This is a genomic window from Streptomyces violaceus, from assembly GCF_036014075.1.
Classification (GTDB): domain Bacteria; phylum Actinomycetota; class Actinomycetes; order Streptomycetales; family Streptomycetaceae; genus Streptomyces; species Streptomyces violaceus.
In genome coordinates this window covers 1391650-1412316 of record NZ_CP107911.1, presented here as the reverse complement: position 1 = coordinate 1412316, position 20667 = coordinate 1391650, and the positions used below count along the sequence as shown (strand labels likewise).

Genomic DNA, 20667 nt, shown 5'->3' with positions numbered 1-20667 from the left:
CCTGCCTCGCCCGGAAATCGCGCTGCCCCTTTCCTGATCGCCTCGAAAGGCCATGGGCCGTGCGCATCAACCACAACCCGCTCGCCGTCGTCCGCAACCTCGGCATCCTCGCCCACGTCGACGCCGGCAAGACCACCGTCACCGAACGGATCCTGTTCGCCACCGGAACCACGCACAAGCGCGGCGAGGTCCACGACGGCACGACCGTCACGGACTTCGACCCGCAGGAGCGGGACCGGGGCATCACCATCTTTTCCGCGGCCGTGAGCTGCGCCTGGGACGGCCACCGGATCAACCTGATCGACACCCCGGGGCACGTCGACTTCGCCGACGAGGTGGAGCGTGCGCTGCGGGTGCTCGACGGTGCGGTGGCCGTGTTCGACGCGGTGGCCGGGGTGGAGCCGCAGAGCGAGTCGGTGTGGCGGCAGGCCGACCGGCACGGCGTACCGAGGATCGCGTTCGTCAACAAGATGGACCGTGCCGGTGCCGACCTCGACGCGGCCGTGGCGTCGATCCGGGAACGGCTGCACCCGGCGCCGCTGGTCGTGCAGATGCCGGTCGGCGCGGAGGACGCCTTCACCGGCGTCGTCGACCTCGTACGCCTGCGCGCACTGCTGTGGAGCGACGGTGACGCCTGCGAGGAGGCACCGGTCCCGGACGACCTCCGGGCCGAAGCCCGGGCACGCCGCCGGGCGCTGGAGGAAGCCGTGGCGGAACTCCATCCGGGAGCACTGGAGGAGTTCTGCGACACGGGCACGCTCGGCGAGCGGACCCTCTCCTCGGCGCTGCGGGACCTGACCCGGGAGGGCGACGGCGTGGTCGTGCTGTGCGGCTCCGCCTACCGCAACCGCGGTGTCGAGCCGCTGCTCGACGCGGTCGTGGCCTATCTGCCGTCGCCGCTGGACGTGCCGCCGGTCCGTGGCACCGACGACGGCGAGGAGCAGGAGCGGCCCGCCGACCCGGCGGCACCGCCGGCCGCCCTCGCCTTCAAGGTGCACGCCACCCCGACGGGCCGGCTGACCTACCTGCGGATCTACTCGGGAACGATCGAGAAGGGAGACACCCTGTGGGACGCGAGCGCGCGGCGCACCGAGCGGATCGGCCGGATCCTGCGCGTCCAGGCCGACCGGCACGCCCCGCTGGACCGGGCGGTCGCCGGCGACATCGTCGCCGTCGTCGGGCTCAAGTCCGCCCGCGCCGGCTCGACCCTGTGCGCGCCGGACGCCCCGCTGGTCCTGGAGCCTCCGGGCGTGCCCGAGCCGGTGGTCTCGGTCGCGGTCGAGTCCCGCAGGACCGGCGACACCGACCGGCTGGCCTCGGGGCTCGCGCGGCTGACCGAGGAGGATCCCTCGCTGGCCGTGCGGACCGACCCGGAGACCGGGCAGACGGTGCTGTCGGGCATGGGTGAACTGCACCTGGAGGTGGCGGTGGAGAAACTCCGGCGCGAGCTGGGGCTGGACGTCAACATCGGCCGCCCCCGGGTCAGTTACCGCGAGACGGTCGGCCGGGGCGTGTCCGGACTGGTGTTCCGGCACGTCAAGCAGGACGGCGGGGCAGGGCAGTTCGCCCATGTCGTCCTCGACGTGGAGCCGTACGAAGGCGGCTTCGCCTTCCGTTCGGCCGTCGTCGGCGGGCGCGTGCCGCAGGAGTACGTCCGGGCGGTCGAGGCCGGCTGCCGCGACGCCCTCACCGAAGGGCCGCTCGGCGGCCACCAGGTGACCGGGCTGCGCGTGACGCTCACCGACGGGGCGACCCATGTGAAGGACTCCTCGGACACGGCGTTCCGCACGGCCGGCCGCCTCGGCCTCCGCGAGGCCCTGCGCGCCTGCGCGATGGTCCTGCTGGAGCCGGTCGTCGAGGTCACGGTCACCGTGCCCGAGGACGCGGTGGGCGGCGTGCTCGGCGACCTCGCCGCCCGGCGGGGCCGGGTGACCGGCTCGGTCACCCGGGCGAGCGCGGCGGTCGTCACCGCCACCGTGCCGCTGGCCGAACTGTTCGGCTACGCGACCCGGTTGCGCAGCCGCACCCAGGGGCGTGGCACCTTCACGGCCCGGCCCACCGGCTACGCGCCGGCGCCGGTCGCGACGCCGGTGCGGTAGTGCCTGGTCGGGCCCCTCCCCCCTCTTGTGCCGGGAGGGGCCCGACCCCTTCACGGGTACGACTGATGACGCACTCGTACGGCCCGTTGCCGCCGAGAGCTGATCCACGGTCCGGGGCGTGGCGCGTTTCGTGCGGGCAACACGGCAGGCGGAGACGACAGTTATCGTGTGTGCTGTAGATCACTCGCACGTTGGGGCGGACCCATGGGGCTGGCAAACGACAAGATCATTTCTCAGATCGAGAACCTGCTGCAGGGCAGTGTCGTCATTCCTTCCATCCAGCGCGACTTCGTCTGGATGAGGCCCGATGTACGTGATCTTTTCGATTCTCTCTACCGGGGCTACCCGGTCGGTGCCCTGCTGCTGTGGAAGACCATGAGATCCCCGCCCTCGCCGAATCGCAACGGCTGGTCGTTCTGGACCGTCACCGCTACGGGGCAGCTGCTGCAGAGCATCCGGTAGCGAACAGTCCCTCTGCTTCGACCCCTGGTACCGGCCCGGTGAGGTCGGGGGCGCCGAACGCCGCGCGCAGGGTCTGGAAGGCGGTCACCTTGTCCGCGCCGAAGCGGCGGAGAGTTTCGGGGAAGCCCTCCGCTTCGAGGATCTCGTTTGCCGAGCAGTCCGTGCCGGCTGAACCGAGCAGTTCCCGCAACGCCCTTCTTCACGCGATCGGATGGTGGTTCGGGGAGCGGGCACCTGTCCGGTCTGCGGGCCGTTCGAGCTGGTGACGGGACTTGTTGTCCCTTCTCAGTACGGTAAAGGGAGCACACCATGGGACTGACCTTCCACCGCAACCCGGACGGCACGACAACCGGGCGCAACGAGGCCAACGGCTTCACCGTGACGCATGCCGAGGAAGAAGAGGTGAAGCGGCGGTTGTCCGAGGACGCCGGGTGGGAGTACACGCCTCCTCCGCCTCCGGTCCCGCCCGGGTTCCATCGGTTCTCCTTGGTGCACGACGAGTTCCGGGCCTCCGGGTTCGGGGACGAGAGGTATGCGGGACTGCGGGCGCGTCCGCCGGAGGGGTGCGTGCCGGTCGACTGGGGGTGCTTCGCCCTGGAGTGCGAGCGGCCGGGGAAGACGCTCATGGACGCGGTCGCCGGCAGCGTCGCGGAGGTCCGCCGAGAGCACGGGCTGGTGATGAACAGCCTGGGTGTCGAGAAGCCCCAGGAATGGTTCGACGCGGACAACAAGAACGGATACGCGGCGAAGACCGTCGCGCACTTGGTGCTGATGACCGCCGACCGCGCCCGACTGCTCGGGTACGGGCGCAAGGACGTGGTCCGGCTACTCGACGCCACGGGGATCGAGTAGCCGGTGGGTGGGACAGCAAGCCCTGAACTCCAGCGACTGGTTCAGGATCTGGGCTTCGAAGAGGACCTTCGGGCAGACGCCGAGGGACATGAAGGGTGTGCCTCAGGCCAGGGCGGCCGGCCCCGGGACGAAGTCCGGGTCCACCTGGGCGGCCAGGTCCTCGCCCGTGCGCGCGTCCGCCCACGCCCGGGCGTTGCGCAAGTGGAACTCGACGGCGTGCCGGTGGAGCCGGTCCCGGTCGCGGGGGTGGGAGTCGACCGTCTCGCGGAGGATGTCGAGGGCGTGGCGGTTGTGCGGTTCCAGGGACGCCAGGGCGTCCGGGCCGTCCTGCACGCGGCCCTGTTCGGCCGAGCGGACCCAGGGAGAGTGGACCAGGTGGGTCAGGAGGTCGTCCCCTACATGTTCCTTGAGGAAGAGCATGTCGTCTTCGCAGGTCACCTTGTTGCCGACGACCGCGATACGGATGCCGAACTGCTCCGCGTGGTCGCGGTACTGGCGGTAGACCGAGACGCCCTTGCGGGTGGGTTCCGCCACCAGGAAGGTGATGTCGAAGCGGGTGAACAGGCCGGAGGCGAAGGCGTCCGCGCCCGCCGTCATGTCGACCACGACGTATTCGCCGGGGCCGTCCAGCAGGTGGCCGAGGTACAGCTCGACCGCGCCGAGCTTGGAGTGGTAGCAGGCCACGCCCAGGTCGGACTCGTCGAACTCGCCCGTGACCATCAGGGGTACGCCGCCCGCGCGGCCGACGTGCCGGGCGTGGAGTTCGTCGTCGCCGAGCGGGCGCAGGAGGCGGGAGCCGCGTCCTGGGGGAGTGGTCTTGATCATCGCCTCGCGGGAGGTGATGCGGGGATTCGTGCCGCGCAGGTAGTCCTTGATCGAGGACAGGTGGGCGCCCAGGGGAGGGGCGGACTTCTCCTGCCCGCCGAGCGCCTCGGCCAGGTGCTGGTTGATGTCGCCGTCGATGGCGAGGACCGGGGCGCCGGAGCGCGCCAGGTGGCGGGAGAAGAGTGCCGACAGCGTGGTCTTGCCGCTGCCGCCCTTGCCGACGAACGCGATCCTCACGGCCGCTCCACCTTTTTGAAAATGGATGTCATGTGGTTAGGTTTAGGGAGTGATCGCCGCCGCTGTCAAATTGCTTGGGCCGTATGGGACTTGCCGTCCGTCAGGGCACGGCTCACCCGGCCGATCGTGCGCGTCCGCTTGATGCATATGCTGTGCAAGTGCGTCCCCATAGCATCAAGAGCCGCTTCCGGTTCCTCACCGCCCTCGTCCTCGTCCCCTGCCTGGCCGGCTGCTTCGCCTCCCCTGGAGGGGAGTCGTCGTCGGACGGTGGGCAGCCGGGTTCCCGGCTGCGCGTCGCCCTCGCCTTCCCGCCCGCCGAGAACTTCTCGCCGTACGGAGCGGACGCCACGCTCCTCAGTCGCCTCGGCGTGACCGAGGGCCTGACCGCCCTGGACGCCAACGGTGCCGCGGCTCCCGCACTCGCCGAGTCCTGGCGCCGCGAGAACGACCGCACCTGGCGGTTCACCCTGCGCGAGGCCACCTTCCAGGACGGCGCGGACGTCACCCCGTCCGCCGTGGCCGCGGCTCTCACCCGCGCCACGAAGGCGAAGCCCGCGCCCGCCGCCCTCGCCGGTGTCACCCTCGACGCGAAGGCCGACGGCGACCGCGGCATACGCATCACCACGGCCGCGGCCGATCCCGTCCTGCCCATGCGTCTGTCCAGTCCGAGCCTCGCGGTCCTCTCCCCGAAGGCGTACGGCGAGAAGGGCAATCCCGACCCGGTCGGAACCGCCACCGGACCCTTCGAGATCACGAAGGTAGGAGGCGGCGGCTCCGCCACCCTCGACCGCTTCGACGACTACTGGGGCGGCCGCGCCCAGGCCTCCGGCATCGACGCCCGCTTCGTCAAGGACGGCACCGCACGCGCCAACGCGGTCCGCACCGGCGACGTCGACATCGCCGAGGCGATCCCCGTCGCCCAGGCCGCCACGCTCGACAAGGCGACCCTGAAGGAAGCCGGCACCACCCGCACCACCAGCCTGCAGCTCAACACCAGGACCGGTCCCTTCAAGGACCCGAAGCTGCGCGCCGCCGCCCGCGCGGCGATCGACTCCTCCACCATCGTCAAGGGCGTCTTCGAGGGGTACGCAGACCCGGGCGCGGGCATCTTCGGTCCCGCCGTCACCTGGGCCGAGAGCAAGCGGCTGAAGCCGGCCGGACGTGCGCACGCCGCCAAGCCCGACGGCGAGCGGATCACCCTCGCCACCTACGACAACCGGCCCGAGCTGCCCGAGGCCGCCCAGGTGGTGCAACAGCAGCTCGAGAAGGCCGGCTTCACGGTGAAGCTGGAAGTGCGCGAGTACTCACGGCTGGAGAGCGACGCCCTCTCCGGGAAGTTCGACGCGTTCATCGGCGCCCGCAACAGCCTCCTCGACACCGGTGACCCCGTCGGCGTCCTCGGCAGCGACTACACCTGCGACGGCAGCTACAACCTGGCCCTGCTGTGCGACAAGAACGCCGACCGGGCCGTCACCAAGGCCGACGGGACCGACGGCACCGGTGAGCGGCAGAACGCCGCCATGGCCGCCGAGGCCGCGATCCTCGGTACGGACGCCGTCGTGCCGCTGGCCCACCAGCAGATCATCGCCGGCGTCTCCACCAAGGTCCGGGGCGTCGTCCTCGACCCCTACGAGCGGACCCTGGTGGGCACCGGCACGCGTCGCTGAGGCTCTTTCACGCCGGCAGCTTCGTGTCCACCACGCAGCTGATCTCGACCAACTGTCCGGGGAAGGTCAGTTCGGTGACGCCGAGGGCCGTGCTGACCGGGCGATGGGCGCCGAAATACGCCCGGTTGCCTTCCGCCACCACCTCGGCGTTGCGCACCAGGTCCACCGCGTACAGCGTCTGGGAGACGACCTGGTTGCGCGTGACGCCGTAGTGGGCCAGGACCTTGTCGATGTTGACGTAGGTCTGCTCGAGCTGGGTGGCCACGTCGTCCTCGGGGCGGAAGCCGCCCGCCTCGTCGAACGCGAGCTGCCCCGAGACATGGATCAGGTCGCCGGACCTGATCGCCTGGGCGTAGCCGAAGTGGGGCTCGGCCGGAATGCCGTGGTCGTAGACATCGGGAGTCGTCACAGTTCCTGTCCTTCCGTCGGGCACGCATCCGCGTGCTCTCTTGCGGTTACTCGGGAACTGTAGGAGAGTGACCGCCGACCTGGAAGAACGCACTTTTCGGTGACTGGGGAACCACATGGTGACCAAGCAGGAATTGAGCGGTCTGCCCGCGGACGCGGATCTGCGGCGGGCGGACTCGCTGGCGCGCGAGATCTTCTCGGACGTCGCCAACAAGTGGGCGCTGCTGATCATCGAGGCCCTCGGTGAGCGCACCCTGCGCTTCAGCGAGTTGCGCGACGAGGTCGAGGGCGTCAGCCACAAGATGCTCACCCAGAACCTGCGGATGCTGGAGCGCAACGGCCTGGTCGACCGGAAGGTGTACCCCACCGTGCCGCCGAAGGTCGAGTACACGCTCACCGAGCCGGGCCGGGCCCTGCGGGCCACGGTCGACCTGCTCTGCGGCTGGACCCACCAGTACCTCGGTCATATCGAGACGGCGCGAGGGCGGTTCGAAGCCTGACCGGCCGGGGCGTCAGCTCGCGACCAGTTCCCGCACCTGCCGCCGGGCCGCGGTCTCCTCGACCCGCGAGGTCCGGTACAGCCACAGCACGTCACGCCCGAACGACCACACCAGCAGGCCCAGGGCCAGGGCGGCGACCCCGAAGTTGCCCGCGTACGGCAGCAGATCAGCGCCCGCCACCAGCAGGAGCACACCCTGGAGCGCCGCCACCGTCTTGCGGGCGGTGCTCGGCGGGAGGGCGGCGGTCAGCCAGGGCCAGAGCCGCGCGGCGGCGACGAAGACGTACCGCATACCGCCGATCAGCAGCACCCACGGGCCCTGTTCCATCGACACGTACACGCTCAGCACCAGGATCAGGAACGCGTCGACCTCCATGTCGAAGCGCGCGCCCAGCGCCGTCGAGGTGCCGGTGCGGCGGGCCACCTTGCCGTCGACGCCGTCGAGGATCAGGGCGACCGCCGTCAGGCCGACGAACAGTGACACGGGCGGCGAGCTCTGGAAGGAGTCCGCGACCAGGGCGGTGACCCCGCCGACGAGGGTGGCGCGGCCGAGCGTGACGCGGTTGGCCGCGCCGAAGGAGCGCAGCCGGGAGCGGTGCAGGGCCCGGGAGAGCACCGCCCAGGTGGCGAGGGCGAACGCGAGGCCGGTCAGCCAGCCCGCCGGGCCCATCCCGATCGCCGTGCCGATCAGGGCGAGCAGCAGGATCTGCACTCCCGCCCCGAGGGCGGTCTCCTGCTGTACGAGCCTCGCGTCGTAAGTGTTGTTCAGGGCCACCGAACACCCTCCGGCCGTGTGACAGAGTCGATCAACGCCGCTACCTTGTGCGCGGCCTGTGCACCCCTCGGTACGCAAGCAGCTTCCCGATCGTTCAGGAGGACTTCGATGAAGCACACCGCACGGTCGTTCTGGATCGACTCGCCTGGGCGAGGGGAGATCCGGGACGTCACCCTGCCGGAGCCCGGCGAGGGCGAGGTGCTGGTCCGCACGCTGTACTCCGGCGTGAGCCGCGGCACGGAGACGCTCGTCTTCCGCGGCGGCGTGCCCGTCAGCCAGCACACGGCCATGCGGGCACCGTTCCAGGAGGGTGACTTCCCGGGCCCCGTGAAGTACGGCTACCTCAACGTCGGCCTGGTGGAGGAAGGGCCCGAGGAACTGGCCGGCCGTACGGTGTTCTGCCTCTATCCGCACCAGAGCCGGTACGTCGTCCCGGCGCATGCCGTCACGCCCGTGCCGGACACCGTGCCGGCCGAACGGGCCGTGCTCGCCGGGACCGTGGAGACCGCCGTCAACGCCCTGTGGGACGCCGCGCCTCTGGTCGGCGACCGGATCGCCGTGGTCGGCGGCGGCATGGTCGGCTGCTCGGTGGCCGCCCTGCTCGCCCGGTTCCCCGGCGTCCGCGTCCAGCTGGTCGACGCCGACCCTTCCCGTGCCGCCATCGCCAAGGCCCTGGGCGTCGGCTTCGCCACCCCCGCCGACGCCGAGGGCGAGTGCGACCTGGTCGTCCACGCCAGCGCCACCGAGCAGGGCCTCGCCAGGTCCCTGGAACTCCTCACCGCGGAAGGGACCGTGCTCGAACTGAGCTGGTACGGCGACCGGCGGATCAGCCTGCCGCTCGGCGAGGCCTTCCACTCCCGGCGCCTCGTCATCCGCTCCAGCCAGGTCGGCACCGTCTCCCCGGCCCGCCCGAACCGCACCTACGCCGACCGGCTCGCCGTCGCTCTCGACCTGCTCGCCGACCCGGCGCTCGACGCCCTCGTCACCGGCGAGTCCGCCTTCGAGGAGCTGCCGGACGTGCTGCCGAGGCTCGCATCCGGCGAGATCCCCGCCCTGTGCCACCGCGTCCGCTATGACGAGAGCGATTGACGCATCGGCTGACGATTCGTTCCATCCGGTACGACATCGGTACGCCAAGAGCGCCTGACCTGAGAAAAAGCCGTAGCCGAGGCTGAACAGGGGAAGGCAAGGAGCCGTATTACCCGGCATCCCCGGCAGCCAACAGCGGGGGAGCAGACGCGCCGCACCTGGAGGGTCGTCCGTTGTTCAGCATCACCGTCCGCGATCACATCATGATCGCCCACAGCTTCCGTGGCGACGTCTTCGGACCGGCGCAGCGCCTGCACGGGGCCACGTTCCTCGTGGACGCCACGTTCCGGCGCGAGCAGCTGGACGAGGACAACATCGTCGTCGACATCGGGCTGGCCACCCAGGAACTCGGAGCCGTTGTCAGCGAGCTGAACTACCGCAACCTCGACAACGAACCCGACTTCGCCGGTGTCAACACCTCCACGGAGTTCCTCGCCAAGGTCATCGCCGACCGGCTCGCCGAGCGCATCCACAAGGGGGCGCTGGGCGAGGGCGCCAAGGGCATCGCCGGCCTGTCCGTCACCCTGCACGAGTCGCACATCGCCTGGGCGAGTTACGAGCGTGCGCTGTGACCGACACGACCATCGAGCGGCCCGGGCAGACCGGACCGGCACGCCTGAACTATGTTCCGGTGCAGCACGCCGCCCTGAAGAACGCCGAGATCATCCCCATGTCCCTGCGCACCGTGCACTTCGTGCTCCCGGGCGGCATCGACGACCCGGCGGCGCCCAGCGGCGGCAACGCCTACGACCGGCGCGTCTGCCTGGACCTGCCCGGCTTCGGCTGGCAGGTCACCAAGCACGCCGTCGCCGGTGACTGGCCCCGGCCGGGGGCTGCGGCCCGTACGGAACTCGCCCGCGCCCTGAGCGAACTGCCGGACGGTGCCGCCGTCCTGCTCGACGGCCTGGTGGCCTGCGGGGTCCCGGAGATCGTCGTGCCGGAGGCGGAACGGCTGCGCATGGCCGTCCTCGTCCACCTCCCGCTCGGCGACGAGACGGGGCTCGACCCGGTCGTGGCCGCCGAACTGGACGCCAAGGAGCGGGCGGTGCTGCGGGCGGTACCGGCGGTCATCGCCACCAGCGACTGGGCGGTCCGCCGCCTGGTCGCCCACCACGGCCTTCCCCCGGAGCGGGTCCACGTCGCGGCCCCGGGTGCCGACATCGCACCCCTCGCGCCCGGCACCGACGGTGTCTCGCGTCTGCTGTGCGTGGCCGCCGTGACCCCGCGCAAGGGGCAGCACCGGCTGGTGGAGGCGCTGGCCACGGTGACCGACCTGCGCTGGAGCTGCGTCTTCGTCGGCAGCCTCACCCAGGAGCCCGAGTACGTCGCCCATCTGCGGTCCCTCATCGCCGAGCACGGCCTCGAGGACCGGCTGGAGCTGGCGGGCCCGAAGTCCGGCGCCGCACTCGACGCCAGTTACGCCACTGCCGACCTGATGGTCCTCACCTCCTACGCCGAGACCTACGGCATGGCCGTCACCGAGGCACTGGCCCGGGGCATCCCGGTCATGGCCACGGACGTGGGCGGGCTCCCCGAGGCGGTCGGCCGCGCCCCCGACGGCGGCGTGCCCGGCATCCTCGTCCCGCCGGAGAACCCCGCCGCGATCGCCGCCGAACTGCGCGGCTGGTTCGGCGAGGCGGATGTACGGCGTCGCCTCAAGGCCGCCGCCCGCAGTCGCCGCGCCTCCCTCGGCGGCTGGGCGACGACCGCACAGAGCCTGGCGGCGGTACTGCGCCGGCTTCCGACCGAACCCCGGAGGGCCGCATGACGAACCCGGTGACGACCCAGCAGAGCGGGGCGATTCCGACGCAGCCCGGACCGAGAGAGGTTGCCGAGTCGAAGGAGGCCGTCATGTCGGCGGACGCGGACGCCACGGTTCCGAAGCCGGGTGACACCGTGGCGGCACCCGGTGACGCGGTGATCGCGTGGGCGGGTGACGCCCTCATGGCGGGCGCCGACGGCGCCGTCATCCCGGGCGCCGGCCCCAGCGGCACACCCGGCTCGCGGCCCACCGTGAAGCTGCGCGAGGCCGACCCCGACGATCCGCCCCGCTACGCGCCCGAGTGGCTGGAGCTGCGGGAGCCGGCCGATGCCGACGCGCGGGCGCACGACCTGCTCGACCCGCTGCGCATCCGGCTCGCCAACCTGCCGGGGAAGTCGGGCGGTGTCGCCATCCACGACCTGGGCTGCGGCACCGGGTCGATGGGCCGCTGGCTCGCTCCCCGCCTGGACGGTGCCCAGCATTGGGTCCTGCACGACCGCGACCCCTACCTGCTGCACTTCGCCGCCGTCGCCTCCCCGCGTTCCGCCGCCGACGGCAGCCGGGTCTCGGTGGAGACGCGGCGCGGTGATGTCGCCCGCCTCACGCCGGACGCCCTGAAGGGCGCGTCCCTGGTGACGGCGTCCGCGCTGCTGGACGTCCTCACCCGCGAGGAGATCGACGCCCTCGCCGCCGCCTGCGCCGGAGCCGGCTGCCCCGCCCTGCTGACGCTGTCCGTCGCCGGGCGCGTCGAACTGACCCCGTCCCACCCGCTGGACACGGAGATCGCCCAGGCGTTCAACGAGCACCAGCGTCGCGACGGCCTGCTCGGCCCGGACGCGGTCACGGCGGCGGCCGAGGCGTTCTCCGAACAGGGCGCTACCGTGCGGCTGCACCCGAGCCCCTGGCGGCTCGGCCCCGAGCAGGCCGCGCTCACCGAACAGTGGCTGCGCGGCTGGGTCGGCGCCGCCGTCGAGCAGCGCCCCGACCTGCGCGAGCGTGCCGACGCCTATCTGACCGAACGCCTGGCCGCCTGCGCCGCCGGCCAGTTGCGCGTCATCGTCCACCACACCGATCTCCTGGCCCTGAGCCGTCCGGCGGGCGGAGCGTCATGAGCCCCCAGGCGACGGGGACACGTCCACGACCGACGTCCCTCGAGAGTGACCGGCTGCCCCGGAGCGGCGACAGCGGGAGTCCGCTCGGGGAACCCGATGCTCCGGCACCGGAGGCTCCCCGCCCTGCCGGTTCCCCGTCGCCCGGCCCGATCCGGGCCGCCCTGGCCCGGATCGGCTCCCGCAAGGTCCGTACACATCTCGGCACCCTCGCCGGAGTCGCCATCCTCGGTGTGCTGTTGTGGCGGCTCGGTACCGGTGTCTTCCTGGACGGGCTGAGCCGGATCGACGGGACGTCGCTGGTGCTGGCGCTCGGGATCGGGCTCGTCACCACGGTGTTCAGCGCGTGGCGGTGGGCGCTCGTGGCCAGGGGCCTCAGGATCCGGCTGCCGTTCGGACCGGCCGTCGCCGACTACTACCGCGCGCTGTTCCTCAACGCGGCGCTGCCCGGCGGCGTCCTCGGCGACGTGCACCGGGCGGTTCGGCACGGGCAGAGCGAGGGTGACCTGGGCCGGGGCGTGAAGGCGGTCGTTCTCGAACGGGCCGCCGGTCAGATCGCGCTGTTCGCCGCCGGGGCCGTGGTGCTGCTGACCATGCCGTCCCCCGTGCTCGACGAGGTCCGGCACATCGCCCCGCTAGCGGCCCTGGCCGCGGTCGGCGCCCTCGCGGTCCTCCTCGCCCTGCGTATGAACCGGGCGGCGCCCTCACGCCGGGGCCGGAAGCTGCGCGGGGTCCTCGCGGAAGCACGCGAAGGGCTGCTGTCCCGCCGCAACGGGCCCGGAGTCATTGTCTCCTCCGTGGTCGTTCTGGCAGGTTACGTGGCCATGTTCGTACTCGCCGCCCGCGTCGCCGGGGCCACCGCCTCGGTGGCCGTCCTGCTGCCCCTCGCGGTCCTCGCGCTGCTGGCGATGGGACTGCCGCTGAACGTCGGCGGCTGGGGGCCGAGGGAGGGCGTCACCGCCTGGGCGTTCGGCGCCGCGGGCCTGGGCGCCGGCCGGGGACTCGCCGTCGCGGTCGTCTACGGGGTGCTCAGCCTCGCGGCGAGCCTGCCCGGCCTGATCGTGCTCGTCGCCCGCTGGTACACCGGCCTGCGCGGCCGGTCCCGGGCCGCCGCGGCACCGGCCCCGGGATCCGGCCACGGGCCCACAGGTGACTACCCGTCGGAGGTCAGCGTCGAGAAATACGCTCCGAAGGAATCCGCAAGGCTCGCCAGGAGTTCCTTCCCCTTTTCCGCCGAACCCAGCGAAGGACGGCCGATGACACCGGAATCGGTATAGCCGGACATGCCGAGGGTGAGCAGATGACGCCGGTCGTCAGCGACGAAATCGGAGGTCTCATAACCGGGTCGGAGCATTTCGGGATGAGCGTGCAGAAGGATGGAGGTTTCTATTTCCCCCGCGTGCATGTCGGTGAGCAGCGAGGTGACCACACCCGCCCGCTCCCGCGCCTCGTCCCAGTCCTCCGGGGCCGGGAAGAGCGCCATCCGCTCGCCGCGGGCGGAGGACTCCTGAACGACGTTGCCCAGTACGTAGTTTCCGCCGTGCCCGTTGACCACCACCAGGGCGTCGACGCCGGACCGGCGAAGCGAAGCCGCTATGTCCCGTACCACCGCATGAAGGGTCACCGAGGAGATGCTGACGGTCCCCGGCCAGGCCGCGTGCTCGTGCGAGCACGAGATCGTCACCGGAGGAAGGAGGTGCACCGGGTACGCGCCGGCTATCTCCCGCGCGACGGCACAGGCGACGAGCGTGTCGGTCGCCAGCGGAAGAAACGCACCGTGCTGCTCGAAGCTCCCCACGGGAAGCACCGCGACCTGCCGTGAGACACCGGCGCCCCGCGTCCGTACGTCTTCCGTGGTGTCCGCCGGCACCAGATCACTCATCACGTCACGGCCTTTCGTCTCTGCTTAGGAACTCGAGAATCATGACAGAAAAAATTGGTGTACTCGGCAAGAAGTCACCGCAGCGGACCGGCGTGGAACGCGTCGTGAATGCGCCCTTGCCCACCGTGTACGGGAAATTCCAGGCGGTCGGCTACCTGGACCACGACCGCGGTGACGAACAGGTGGCGCTGGTCTACGGCGAGCTCGGCACGGACGACGTGCTCATCCGGCTGCACTCGGAGTGCCTGACGGGCGACGCCTTCGGCTCCCAGCACTGCGAGTGCGGCGACCAGCTCGACGCCGCCCTGCGCGCGGTCGTCGCCGAAGGCGCCGGTGTCGTCGTCTACCTCAGAGGGCATGAAGGCCGCGGCATCGGCCTGCTCGCCAAGCTGCGCGCGATGGCCCTGCAGGCGGAGGGCCTGGACACCGTCGAGGCCAACCTCGCCCTGGGGCTTCCGGTCGACGCCCGTGACTACGGGGTGGCCGCCCGGATCCTGGACGACCTGGGCGTGAAGTCCGTCCGCCTGATGTCCAACAACCCGCGCAAGCGCGATGCCCTGGTGAGCCACGGCATCAAGGTCGCCGAGCAGGTGCCGCTGCTGATCCCGCCGTGCGAGAACAACATCACCTATCTGCGGACGAAGCGGGAGCGTCTCGACCACCACCTGCCCCATCTGGACGCGGTGGTCAGCTCCTCCTGAGGCGCCGGGCGCCCGCGCGGGCGGGCTCCGGTTCTCCTCGGCGTGACCTGGGCGCAATCGTGCGCGACTCGCGGGCGGGCCGCGTACGCTTCGTGGACGTCAGCCCCTTGAGCGTCGGCCCTCAGCGGCCGACGCCTCACGTCCGGAGGCCCCCCTGGTATGAGCGAGCTCCATCTGTGGCTGCGCCACGAGGCCCGAACGACCGAGCGACGCACACCGATCGTGCCCGACGACGCCCGGCGGCTCGTCGGGAACGGAGTGGAACTGACCGTCGAGGAGTCCCCGCAGCGGGTCTTCCCGATCGAGGAGTACGAGGCGGCCGGCTGCCGCGTCGCGCCCGCGGGTTCCTGGGTGACGGCGCCGCGGAACGCCGTTGTGCTCGGCCTGAAGGAACTGCCCGGAGACCCGGCGGAACTGACGCACCGGCACATTTTCTTCGGCCACGCCTACAAGGGCCAGCCGGGAGCAGCCGGTCTGCTGCGCCGGTTCACCGCCGGGGGCGGAGCGCTGTTCGACCTGGAGTACCTGGTGGACGACACCGGGCGGCGCCTCGCCGCCTTCGGTTTCTGGGCCGGCTATCTGGGCGCCGCCCTCGCGGTGCTCCAGCACCGGGGCCGGCTGCGGGCACCGCTGACGCCCACCAACAAGGAGGAGCTGGACGAGATCCTCAAGCCCGCCTCCGACGACGCCGAGTTCACCGGCCTGGTCATCGGCGCCCTGGGACGCAGCGGCCGCGGTGCCCGCGTGGCGTTCACCGCCGCCGGCGTCGACCCGACCTGCTGGGACCTCGCCGAGACCCGCGACCTGGACCGCCACGCTCTGCTGGAGCACGACGTGATGGTGAACGCGGTGCTCGCCACCACCCCCGTCCCGCCCTTCCTCCGCGAGCAGGACCTCGACACCCCGGACCGCCGGCTGCGCACCCTGTGCGACGTGACCTGCGACGTCGGCTCCCCGCTCAACGTCCTTCCGGTGTACGACGACACCACCGACTGGGACGAGCCCGTACGCCGGCTGCGCGCCGCACCCGCGCTCGACCTGATCGCCATCGACAACCTCCCCTCCCTGCTGCCGCTGGAGTCCAGCGCCGACTTCTCGGCCGCCCTGTATCCCCATCTCCTCGACTTCGGAGTCGCCGGGCCCTGGGGACGCTGCCTGGACCGGTTCCGGCAGGCCTGCCGTGAACACGGAATTGCCGAGGGGGAGTTCCACGAGCGGGAGTTCCATGACCACTGACCCGGTACCCGCGAGCGGCACCGTCCACTGGATCGGCGCCGGTCTCTCCACCGGCAGCGGACTGGCCGCGCTGTGCGACACCGCCGAGCGCGTACGGCTCTGGCACCGCACCGAGAGCCGCGCGGCCGACGCCCTGAACCGGCTGAGCCTCGCCGGACGGGCCGAGCCCCGTGCGTACACGCTGCCCGCGCTCGCCGCCGAACTCGCGCCCGGCGACATCGTCGTGTCCATGTTGCCCGCGCCGGAACACGCGCCGCTGCTCGCCGAGTGTGTACGGCGGGGAGCGCACTTCGCCTGCTCCAGCTACGTGTCGGAGGCGGTGCTGGAGCAGGTGCCCGCCGCCGTGAAGGCCGGGGTCGTCGTCCTCACCGAGGCCGGGCTCGACCCGGGCATCGACCACCTCTTCGCGCACGCCCTCGTCGCCCGGGCCCGGGAGGCCATCGGCGACGGGACGCCCGCCTCGTACGCCCTCACCTCGTACTGCGGCGGTGTCCCCGCCGTCCCGAACGACTTCACGTACCGCTTCAGCTGGGCACCCGCGGGTGTCCTCAACGCCCTGCGCTCCCCGGCCCGTTACATCGAGGGCGGTGCCGAGACCGTCGCCGACCGTCCGTGGGAGGCGGCCCGGCGGCATGTCGTCGAAGGGGAGACGTTCGAGGTCTACCCCAATCGCGACAGCGTCCCGTTCGTCGCGCAGTACGGGCTCCCCGATGCCTGGACGCCGCGGACGTTCGTACGCGGCACCCTGCGTCTGGAGGGCTGGCTGCGGGCCTGGGACGGTGTCTTCGAGGAGCTGAAGCGGGGCGACGACACCCGGATCGCCGCCCTGGCCCAGGAACTGGCCGCCGCCCACCCCACCACGGAGGACGACCGTGACCGGGTCGTTCTCGCCGTGTCGCTGGAGGTACGGGCCGAGACGGGGCGGACCTGGGCCGGCGGCTACCTCCTCGACCTGGTGGGCGACGCCCGGGAGAGCGCGATGGCCCGCTGCGTCTCGCGCACCCTCGCCCTGGGCGTCCGGCACGTCCTGGACGGATCCCTGCCCCCGGGCCTGAACCGCGCAGCCGAGACGGCGGCCCGGTCCGAACAGTGGCTGCGTGAACTCGCCCAGGACGGAGTCGAGTTCACCCTGCGCGTCGACCAGTAGCGGGGCTCAGCCCGGCAAAGCCTCGTGGACCAGCCTCTTCAGGTCCCGGAACACCGTGTGCGAGGTCCGGGGCCGCACCTGCGTCATGAACTGCACCGTCAGGTCGCGGCCCGGGTCCACCCAGAACGTCGTCGTCGCCACCCCGCTCCAGCCGTAGGCGCCGAGTCCGGACGGCGCGAGTATGCGGGACGGGTCGATGACCACGGAGCAGTTGAGGCCGAAGCCGACCCCATCGTTACCCGGCTCGTCGTGGGCGGGACGGCTGCCGAAGGCGCGCAGGTCGGCGTTGCCGGGCAGGTGGTTGCGGGTCATCAGGTCCACGGTCCCGGGCGCGAGGAGCCGGACGCCGTCGAGTTCGCCGCGGCGGCGCAGCAACTCCATGAAGCGGTGGTAGTCGTGGGCGGAGGCCACCATGCCGCCGCTGCCCGACAGGAACCGCGGCCGGCCGCGCAGCGGCAGCCCCGGGATCGGCGCGATGCCGCCGCCCTCCTGCTCCCCGTACATCTCCGACAGCCGGGGCGCCTGCTCGTCCGTGACGTGGAAGCCCGCGTCCGTCATGCCGAGAGGGCCGAAGATCCGCTCGGCACAGAACACGTCGAGCGGCTGCCCCGACACGACCTCGATGATCCGGCCCAGGACATTGCTGGCCACCGAGTAGTTCCACTGGGTGCCCGGCTCGAACTGCAACGGCAGACTCGCGTACACCTCGATGGTCTCGGCCAGGTCGGCGCCCGGCGGCACCGACGACTCCAGGCCGGCCGCCCGGTACAGGGCGTCGACGGGGTGGGTGTGGTAGAAGCCGAAGGTCAGACCCGAGGTGTGGGTCATCAGATGCCGGACGCGTATGGGGCCGTCGGCCGGGCGGGTCCGTACGTCGGCCCCGGAGCCACTGACGTACACGCGGGGTTCGGCGAAGGCCGGCAGATGGTCGGCGACCGGGTCGTCCAGCGACAGCCGGCCCTCCTCCACCAGCATCAGTGCGGCGACCGCGGTGACCGGCTTCGTCATGGAGTAGACCCGCCACAGCGTGTCGGGCTCGACCGGGAGCCCGGCCGCGATGTCGCGCAGCCCGTGCGTCGCGAGGTGTGCGACGCGTCCGGCGCGGGCGACGGACACGAGGAAGCCCGGCAGCCGCCCCTCGTCGACCAGTCCGGCGAAGTGCCGGTCCATGCGGTCCAGCACCCGGGCATCCAGCCCCGCCTCACCCGGATCGACCTCTTGCCGCAGCTGTGCCATCGCTCTTCCTCCGTCGCGCTCGTCGAGGTGAGATCCGGCATACCCCGCCCGGACCGTGCGGGAACAGGTGAATGTCAGAGCTCACGGGTACCGTCGAACGGGACGGCCGCACCTGTCCGAGATCAGGTCCGACACTCCGGAGAGCAACTCATGAGGATCCACATCACCAGCGTGTTCGTCGACGACCAGGAAAAGGCCCGGAGCTTCTACACCGACGTGCTGGGCTTCGTGAAGAAGCACGACGTCCCGGTGGGGACGGACCGGTGGCTGACCGTGGTCTCGCCGGAGGATCCCGAGGGGACCGAGCTGCTGCTCGAGCCCTCGGGCCATCCGGCGGTGCAGCCGTACAAGACGGCGCTGGTCGAGGACGGCATCCCGGCCGCCTCGTTCGCCGTGGACGACGTACAGGCGGAGTTCGAGCGGCTGCGCGGGCTCGGGGTGCGGTTCGCGCAGGAGCCGCTGGAGATGGGCCCGCTCACCACCGCGGTGCTGGACGACACCTGCGGCAACCTCATCCAGATCGTGCACACCAAGTCCTGAGAGACGCGACCTAGGCCGCGGGGTGCAGGTCCGATGGCCGATGACTCCGTGGCGGTCGGCTTCCTAAGCTGCGAGACGGGTCGCCGTCGCAGCCCAGGACGCCACGAGAAGAGGTCGCCATGCCCGTGAACGGTCGTAGCCACATCCGCGTCGCCCGTCCCTCCCGGGACCTCGCGGCGGCCGAGCGGTTCTGGCGCGAGGGGCTCGGGCTCGACGTGGTGTGGCGGGCCGAGGGCGGGGGCGAACCGGGGGAGCACGACCTGCTGATGCTCGGGTGGCCCGACGCCGACTGGCATCTGGAGCTCGTGTACGAGGCAGCCCGGCCGGTCGAGCCCCGCCCCACCGAGGAGGACCTGCTCGTGATCTACGCCGACGGCCCGGTCCCGGACGATCTGATCACCCGCTTGGAGCAGCACGGCGGCAAGCGGGTGGAATCCCCCAACCCCTACTGGAACGAGTGGGGCGTCACCATCGAGGACCCCGACGGCTACCGCTTGGTCCTGTGCCGTCGAGCCTGGTCCAACAGCTGAAGACAGGCCCTTGAGGGCGCGGGGCTGCTTCAATGTGCGGCTCCGCCGCGTGGGCGCGACCAGCCCCCACGCGCCCGCACCCGGCACCAAAGGGTGGTCAGACCGTCACCTTCGCCGGCTGAACAGTTTTCCGAGCGGCACGCTCACCGAGCACCTCCGTGGGAACCCGGTTCGTCTCACGCGCGGACAGCGCCGCGATCACCGGCGGCACGCACAGCGCCGCCGTGAACAGCGCCACCGCCGACCAGTCGTCGCCGCCCGGCCCGGCGATCTGCGCGGCGAACGTCACCGCGAAACCGGCCGCGGCGAAACCGATCTGCGTGCCGATGGCCACGCCGGACAGCCGGACCCGGGTCGTGAACATCTCGCCGTAGAAGGCGGGCCACACCCCGTTCGCGGCGCTGTAGACCACGCCGAAACAGAGGACGCCCGTCAGGAATGTCAGCGGGTAGGAGCCCGTGGAGACGGCCCACAGGTACAGGAACATCGTCACCGCGCTGCCGGCCGCGCCGATCAGGAACACCGGGCGGCGGCCGATCCGGTCGGACAGCGTGGCCCACAGCGGGATCGCGGCGAGCGCGACGACATTGGCCAGGGCGCCCACCCACAGCATGGCGGTACGAGACATGCCGACCGCGTCGCTGGTGGCGTACGCCAGCGCCCACACGGTGAAGATCGTGCTGACCGAGGCGATGAGCGCGCCCGCGATCACCCGCAGCACATCCGCCCAGTGCTCGCGCATCAGCACCACCAGCGGCAGCTTGACGACGCCCTCCTCGGCGGCCTGCTGCGCGAAGGCCGGGGTCTCGTCCAGCTTGCGCCGGATGACCCAGCCGACGACGGCGACGCCGACGCTCAGCCAGAACGGCACCCGCCAGCCCCACGACAGCAACTGCTCCTCGGGCAGCGCGGCGACCGGGATGAAGACCAGGGTCGCGAGCAGCTGGCCGCCCTGTGTGCCGCTGAGTGTGAAACTGGTGAAGAAGCCGCGCCGGCCCGGTGGCGCGTGTTCCAGCGTCATGGAGTTGGCGCTGGCCTGTTCGCCCGCGGCCGAGATGCCCTGGAGCACCCGGCACAGCACCAGCAGGACCGGGGCGAGGTTGCCGACCTGGCCCCGGGTGGGCAGACAGCCGATGAGGAACGTCGACAGGCCCATCAGCATCAGCGTGAAGACCATGATCTTCTTGCGGCCGAGCTTGTCCCCGAAGTGCCCGAGGACCAGCGCGCCGACCGGGCGGGCGGCGTATGCGACGCCGAACGTGGCCAGCGACAGCAGGGTCGCGGTGGCCGGGTCGGACTCGTCGAAGAACACGGCGGGGAAGATCAGCGCGGCGGCACTGCCGTAGATGAAGAAGTCGTAGTACTCCAGTGCGCTGCCGATCCAGGCGGCGGTCGCGGCTTTCCTGGGCTGACCGGGTGGGGCGGCGGCCCCTTGGGGCGTGGCGGGGACGGACACGGCGGCTCCTTAGCGGGCTCCACCCTAGGCGGAGTGAGACGAACGGCGAGCAGAGAGGGCGGGCCGGATCGCGGCTAATTAACCCACTGGGTAGTTAGTAGGGGATGGCCAGTGATGCTGCGCCCGTGTGCCGTCGGTGTCAAGGGTTCGCGCGC

At 71.5% G+C, this 20667-nt stretch carries 20 protein-coding genes and 1 pseudogene; 15 read left to right on the top strand and 6 right to left on the bottom strand.

Annotated elements, in window-relative coordinates:
- Positions 1 to 59 precede the first annotated feature (59 nt).
- The 3 genes from fusA (at position 60) to OG542_RS06365 (ending at position 3413) form a co-directional block, all read left to right on the top strand.
- The gene (gene fusA / locus OG542_RS06375) at positions 60 to 2099 is read left to right on the top strand and encodes an elongation factor G (RefSeq protein ID WP_328408969.1); all 2040 of its coding nucleotides are present in this window, start codon (positions 60 to 62) and stop codon (positions 2097 to 2099) included.
- Between the two features lie 204 nt (positions 2100 to 2303).
- Positions 2304 to 2561, top strand: a complete 258-nt coding sequence (locus OG542_RS06370; protein ID WP_328408967.1) for a DUF262 domain-containing protein — start codon at positions 2304 to 2306, stop codon at positions 2559 to 2561.
- A gap of 309 nt (positions 2562 to 2870) precedes the next feature.
- On the top strand, positions 2871 to 3413 hold the full coding sequence (locus OG542_RS06365) for a hypothetical protein (protein WP_328408965.1): 543 nt from the start codon (positions 2871 to 2873) through the stop codon (positions 3411 to 3413).
- 102 nt (positions 3414 to 3515) lie between these two features.
- On the opposite strand, the gene OG542_RS06360 is transcribed toward OG542_RS06365, so the two are convergent.
- A complete protein-coding gene (locus OG542_RS06360) occupies positions 3516 to 4475 on the bottom strand; it encodes an ATP-binding protein (protein WP_328408963.1) in 960 nt (319 codons plus the stop codon).
- A 152-nt stretch (positions 4476 to 4627) separates the two neighbouring features.
- On the opposite strand from OG542_RS06360, the gene OG542_RS06355 reads away from it, so the two are divergent.
- On the top strand, positions 4628 to 6142 hold the full coding sequence (locus OG542_RS06355) for an ABC transporter substrate-binding protein (protein ID WP_328408961.1): 1515 nt from the start codon (positions 4628 to 4630) through the stop codon (positions 6140 to 6142).
- Between the two features lie 7 nt (positions 6143 to 6149).
- Here OG542_RS06355 and OG542_RS06350 read toward each other — a convergent pair whose 3' ends face one another.
- Positions 6150 to 6551 (bottom strand): RidA family protein, encoded by a 402-nt coding sequence (locus OG542_RS06350; RefSeq protein ID WP_193477048.1) that lies wholly within the window; start codon positions 6549 to 6551, stop codon positions 6150 to 6152.
- Positions 6552 to 6666: 115 nt separating this feature from the next.
- Between OG542_RS06350 and OG542_RS06345 the strand changes: the two genes are divergently transcribed.
- Positions 6667 to 7050 (top strand): winged helix-turn-helix transcriptional regulator, encoded by a 384-nt coding sequence (locus tag OG542_RS06345; protein ID WP_193477049.1) that lies wholly within the window; start codon positions 6667 to 6669, stop codon positions 7048 to 7050.
- Between the two features lie 12 nt (positions 7051 to 7062).
- Here OG542_RS06345 and OG542_RS06340 read toward each other — a convergent pair whose 3' ends face one another.
- Positions 7063 to 7824, bottom strand: a complete 762-nt coding sequence (locus OG542_RS06340; RefSeq protein ID WP_328408958.1) for a CDP-alcohol phosphatidyltransferase family protein — start codon at positions 7822 to 7824, stop codon at positions 7063 to 7065.
- Between the two features lie 108 nt (positions 7825 to 7932).
- On the opposite strand from OG542_RS06340, the gene OG542_RS06335 reads away from it, so the two are divergent.
- The 5 genes and pseudogenes from OG542_RS06335 to OG542_RS06315 form a co-directional block, all read left to right on the top strand.
- Complete coding sequence (locus OG542_RS06335) at positions 7933 to 8913, top strand: dehydrogenase (RefSeq protein WP_328408957.1); 981 nt, start codon at positions 7933 to 7935, stop codon at positions 8911 to 8913.
- Between the two features lie 173 nt (positions 8914 to 9086).
- On the top strand, positions 9087 to 9485 hold the full coding sequence (locus OG542_RS06330) for a 6-pyruvoyl trahydropterin synthase family protein (RefSeq protein ID WP_184588322.1): 399 nt from the start codon (positions 9087 to 9089) through the stop codon (positions 9483 to 9485).
- Positions 9482 to 10681, top strand: a complete 1200-nt coding sequence (locus tag OG542_RS06325; protein WP_193477052.1) for a glycosyltransferase family 4 protein — start codon at positions 9482 to 9484, stop codon at positions 10679 to 10681. The genes OG542_RS06330 and OG542_RS06325 overlap by 4 nt, the downstream gene beginning before the upstream one ends.
- Complete coding sequence (locus OG542_RS06320; RefSeq protein ID WP_408057726.1) at positions 10678 to 11787, top strand: methyltransferase domain-containing protein; 1110 nt, start codon at positions 10678 to 10680, stop codon at positions 11785 to 11787. Before OG542_RS06325 ends, OG542_RS06320 begins: the two co-directional genes overlap by 4 nt.
- Positions 11784 to 12773 (top strand): annotated as a pseudogene (locus OG542_RS06315) (lysylphosphatidylglycerol synthase transmembrane domain-containing protein); the annotation flags it as partial. The gene OG542_RS06320 and the pseudogene OG542_RS06315, both read left to right, overlap by 4 nt.
- Positions 12774 to 12937: 164 nt before the next feature.
- On the opposite strand, the gene OG542_RS06310 reads toward OG542_RS06315, so the two are convergent.
- Positions 12938 to 13666 (bottom strand): creatininase family protein, encoded by a 729-nt coding sequence (locus OG542_RS06310; protein ID WP_311128710.1) that lies wholly within the window; start codon positions 13664 to 13666, stop codon positions 12938 to 12940.
- Between the two features lie 41 nt (positions 13667 to 13707).
- Here OG542_RS06310 and ribA point away from each other — a divergent pair, with 41 nt between their 5' ends.
- From ribA to OG542_RS06295, 3 genes are all read left to right on the top strand, one after another.
- Positions 13708 to 14367, top strand: a complete 660-nt coding sequence (gene ribA / locus OG542_RS06305) for a GTP cyclohydrolase II (RefSeq protein ID WP_184588316.1) — start codon at positions 13708 to 13710, stop codon at positions 14365 to 14367.
- Positions 14368 to 14526: 159 nt separating this feature from the next.
- A complete protein-coding gene (locus OG542_RS06300; protein ID WP_328408954.1) occupies positions 14527 to 15603 on the top strand; it encodes a saccharopine dehydrogenase in 1077 nt (358 codons plus the stop codon).
- On the top strand, positions 15593 to 16750 hold the full coding sequence (locus OG542_RS06295) for a saccharopine dehydrogenase family protein (protein WP_328408953.1): 1158 nt from the start codon (positions 15593 to 15595) through the stop codon (positions 16748 to 16750). Before OG542_RS06300 ends, OG542_RS06295 begins: the two co-directional genes overlap by 11 nt.
- Before the next feature lie 6 nt (positions 16751 to 16756).
- Here the strand turns inward: OG542_RS06295 and OG542_RS06290 are convergent, their stop codons facing one another.
- Positions 16757 to 17986 carry a serine hydrolase domain-containing protein gene (locus tag OG542_RS06290; RefSeq protein WP_328408951.1) on the bottom strand — a complete coding sequence of 410 codons (1230 nt, stop codon included), beginning with the start codon at positions 17984 to 17986 and terminating at the stop codon, positions 16757 to 16759.
- Between the two features lie 150 nt (positions 17987 to 18136).
- Here OG542_RS06290 and OG542_RS06285 point away from each other — a divergent pair, with 150 nt between their 5' ends.
- Both OG542_RS06285 and OG542_RS06280 read left to right on the top strand, forming a co-directional pair.
- Positions 18137 to 18526 (top strand): VOC family protein, encoded by a 390-nt coding sequence (locus OG542_RS06285; protein WP_328408949.1) that lies wholly within the window; start codon positions 18137 to 18139, stop codon positions 18524 to 18526.
- 119 nt (positions 18527 to 18645) lie between these two features.
- The gene (locus tag OG542_RS06280; RefSeq protein WP_261678883.1) at positions 18646 to 19056 is read left to right on the top strand and encodes a VOC family protein; all 411 of its coding nucleotides are present in this window, start codon (positions 18646 to 18648) and stop codon (positions 19054 to 19056) included.
- A 97-nt stretch (positions 19057 to 19153) separates the two neighbouring features.
- Here the strand turns inward: OG542_RS06280 and OG542_RS06275 are convergent, their stop codons facing one another.
- Positions 19154 to 20512: an MFS transporter gene (locus tag OG542_RS06275; protein ID WP_328408944.1), complete on the bottom strand. Its 1359-nt coding sequence runs from the start codon at positions 20510 to 20512 to the stop codon at positions 19154 to 19156.
- Positions 20513 to 20667 lie beyond the last annotated feature (155 nt).

What these genes read in the sequence shown, in the direction of transcription:
- OG542_RS06370 (WP_328408967.1), top strand. Translation starts at nt 2,304, where the DNA reads ATGGGGCTGGCAAACGACAAGATCATTTCTCAGATCGAGAACCTGCTG.
- OG542_RS06365 (WP_328408965.1), top strand. Translation starts at nt 2,871, where the DNA reads ATGGGACTGACCTTCCACCGCAACCCGGACGGCACGACAACCGGGCGC.
- OG542_RS06345 (WP_193477049.1), top strand. Translation starts at nt 6,667, where the DNA reads ATGGTGACCAAGCAGGAATTGAGCGGTCTGCCCGCGGACGCGGATCTG.
- OG542_RS06335 (WP_328408957.1), top strand. Translation starts at nt 7,933, where the DNA reads ATGAAGCACACCGCACGGTCGTTCTGGATCGACTCGCCTGGGCGAGGG.
- OG542_RS06320 (WP_408057726.1), top strand. Translation starts at nt 10,678, where the DNA reads ATGACGAACCCGGTGACGACCCAGCAGAGCGGGGCGATTCCGACGCAG.
- OG542_RS06310 (WP_311128710.1), bottom strand. Translation starts at nt 13,666, where the DNA reads ATGAGTGATCTGGTGCCGGCGGACACCACGGAAGACGTACGGACGCGG.
- ribA (WP_184588316.1), top strand. Translation starts at nt 13,708, where the DNA reads ATGACAGAAAAAATTGGTGTACTCGGCAAGAAGTCACCGCAGCGGACC.
- OG542_RS06300 (WP_328408954.1), top strand. Translation starts at nt 14,527, where the DNA reads ATGAGCGAGCTCCATCTGTGGCTGCGCCACGAGGCCCGAACGACCGAG.
- OG542_RS06295 (WP_328408953.1), top strand. Translation starts at nt 15,593, where the DNA reads ATGACCACTGACCCGGTACCCGCGAGCGGCACCGTCCACTGGATCGGC.
- OG542_RS06290 (WP_328408951.1), bottom strand. Translation starts at nt 17,986, where the DNA reads ATGGCACAGCTGCGGCAAGAGGTCGATCCGGGTGAGGCGGGGCTGGAT.
- OG542_RS06285 (WP_328408949.1), top strand. Translation starts at nt 18,137, where the DNA reads ATGAGGATCCACATCACCAGCGTGTTCGTCGACGACCAGGAAAAGGCC.
- OG542_RS06280 (WP_261678883.1), top strand. Translation starts at nt 18,646, where the DNA reads ATGCCCGTGAACGGTCGTAGCCACATCCGCGTCGCCCGTCCCTCCCGG.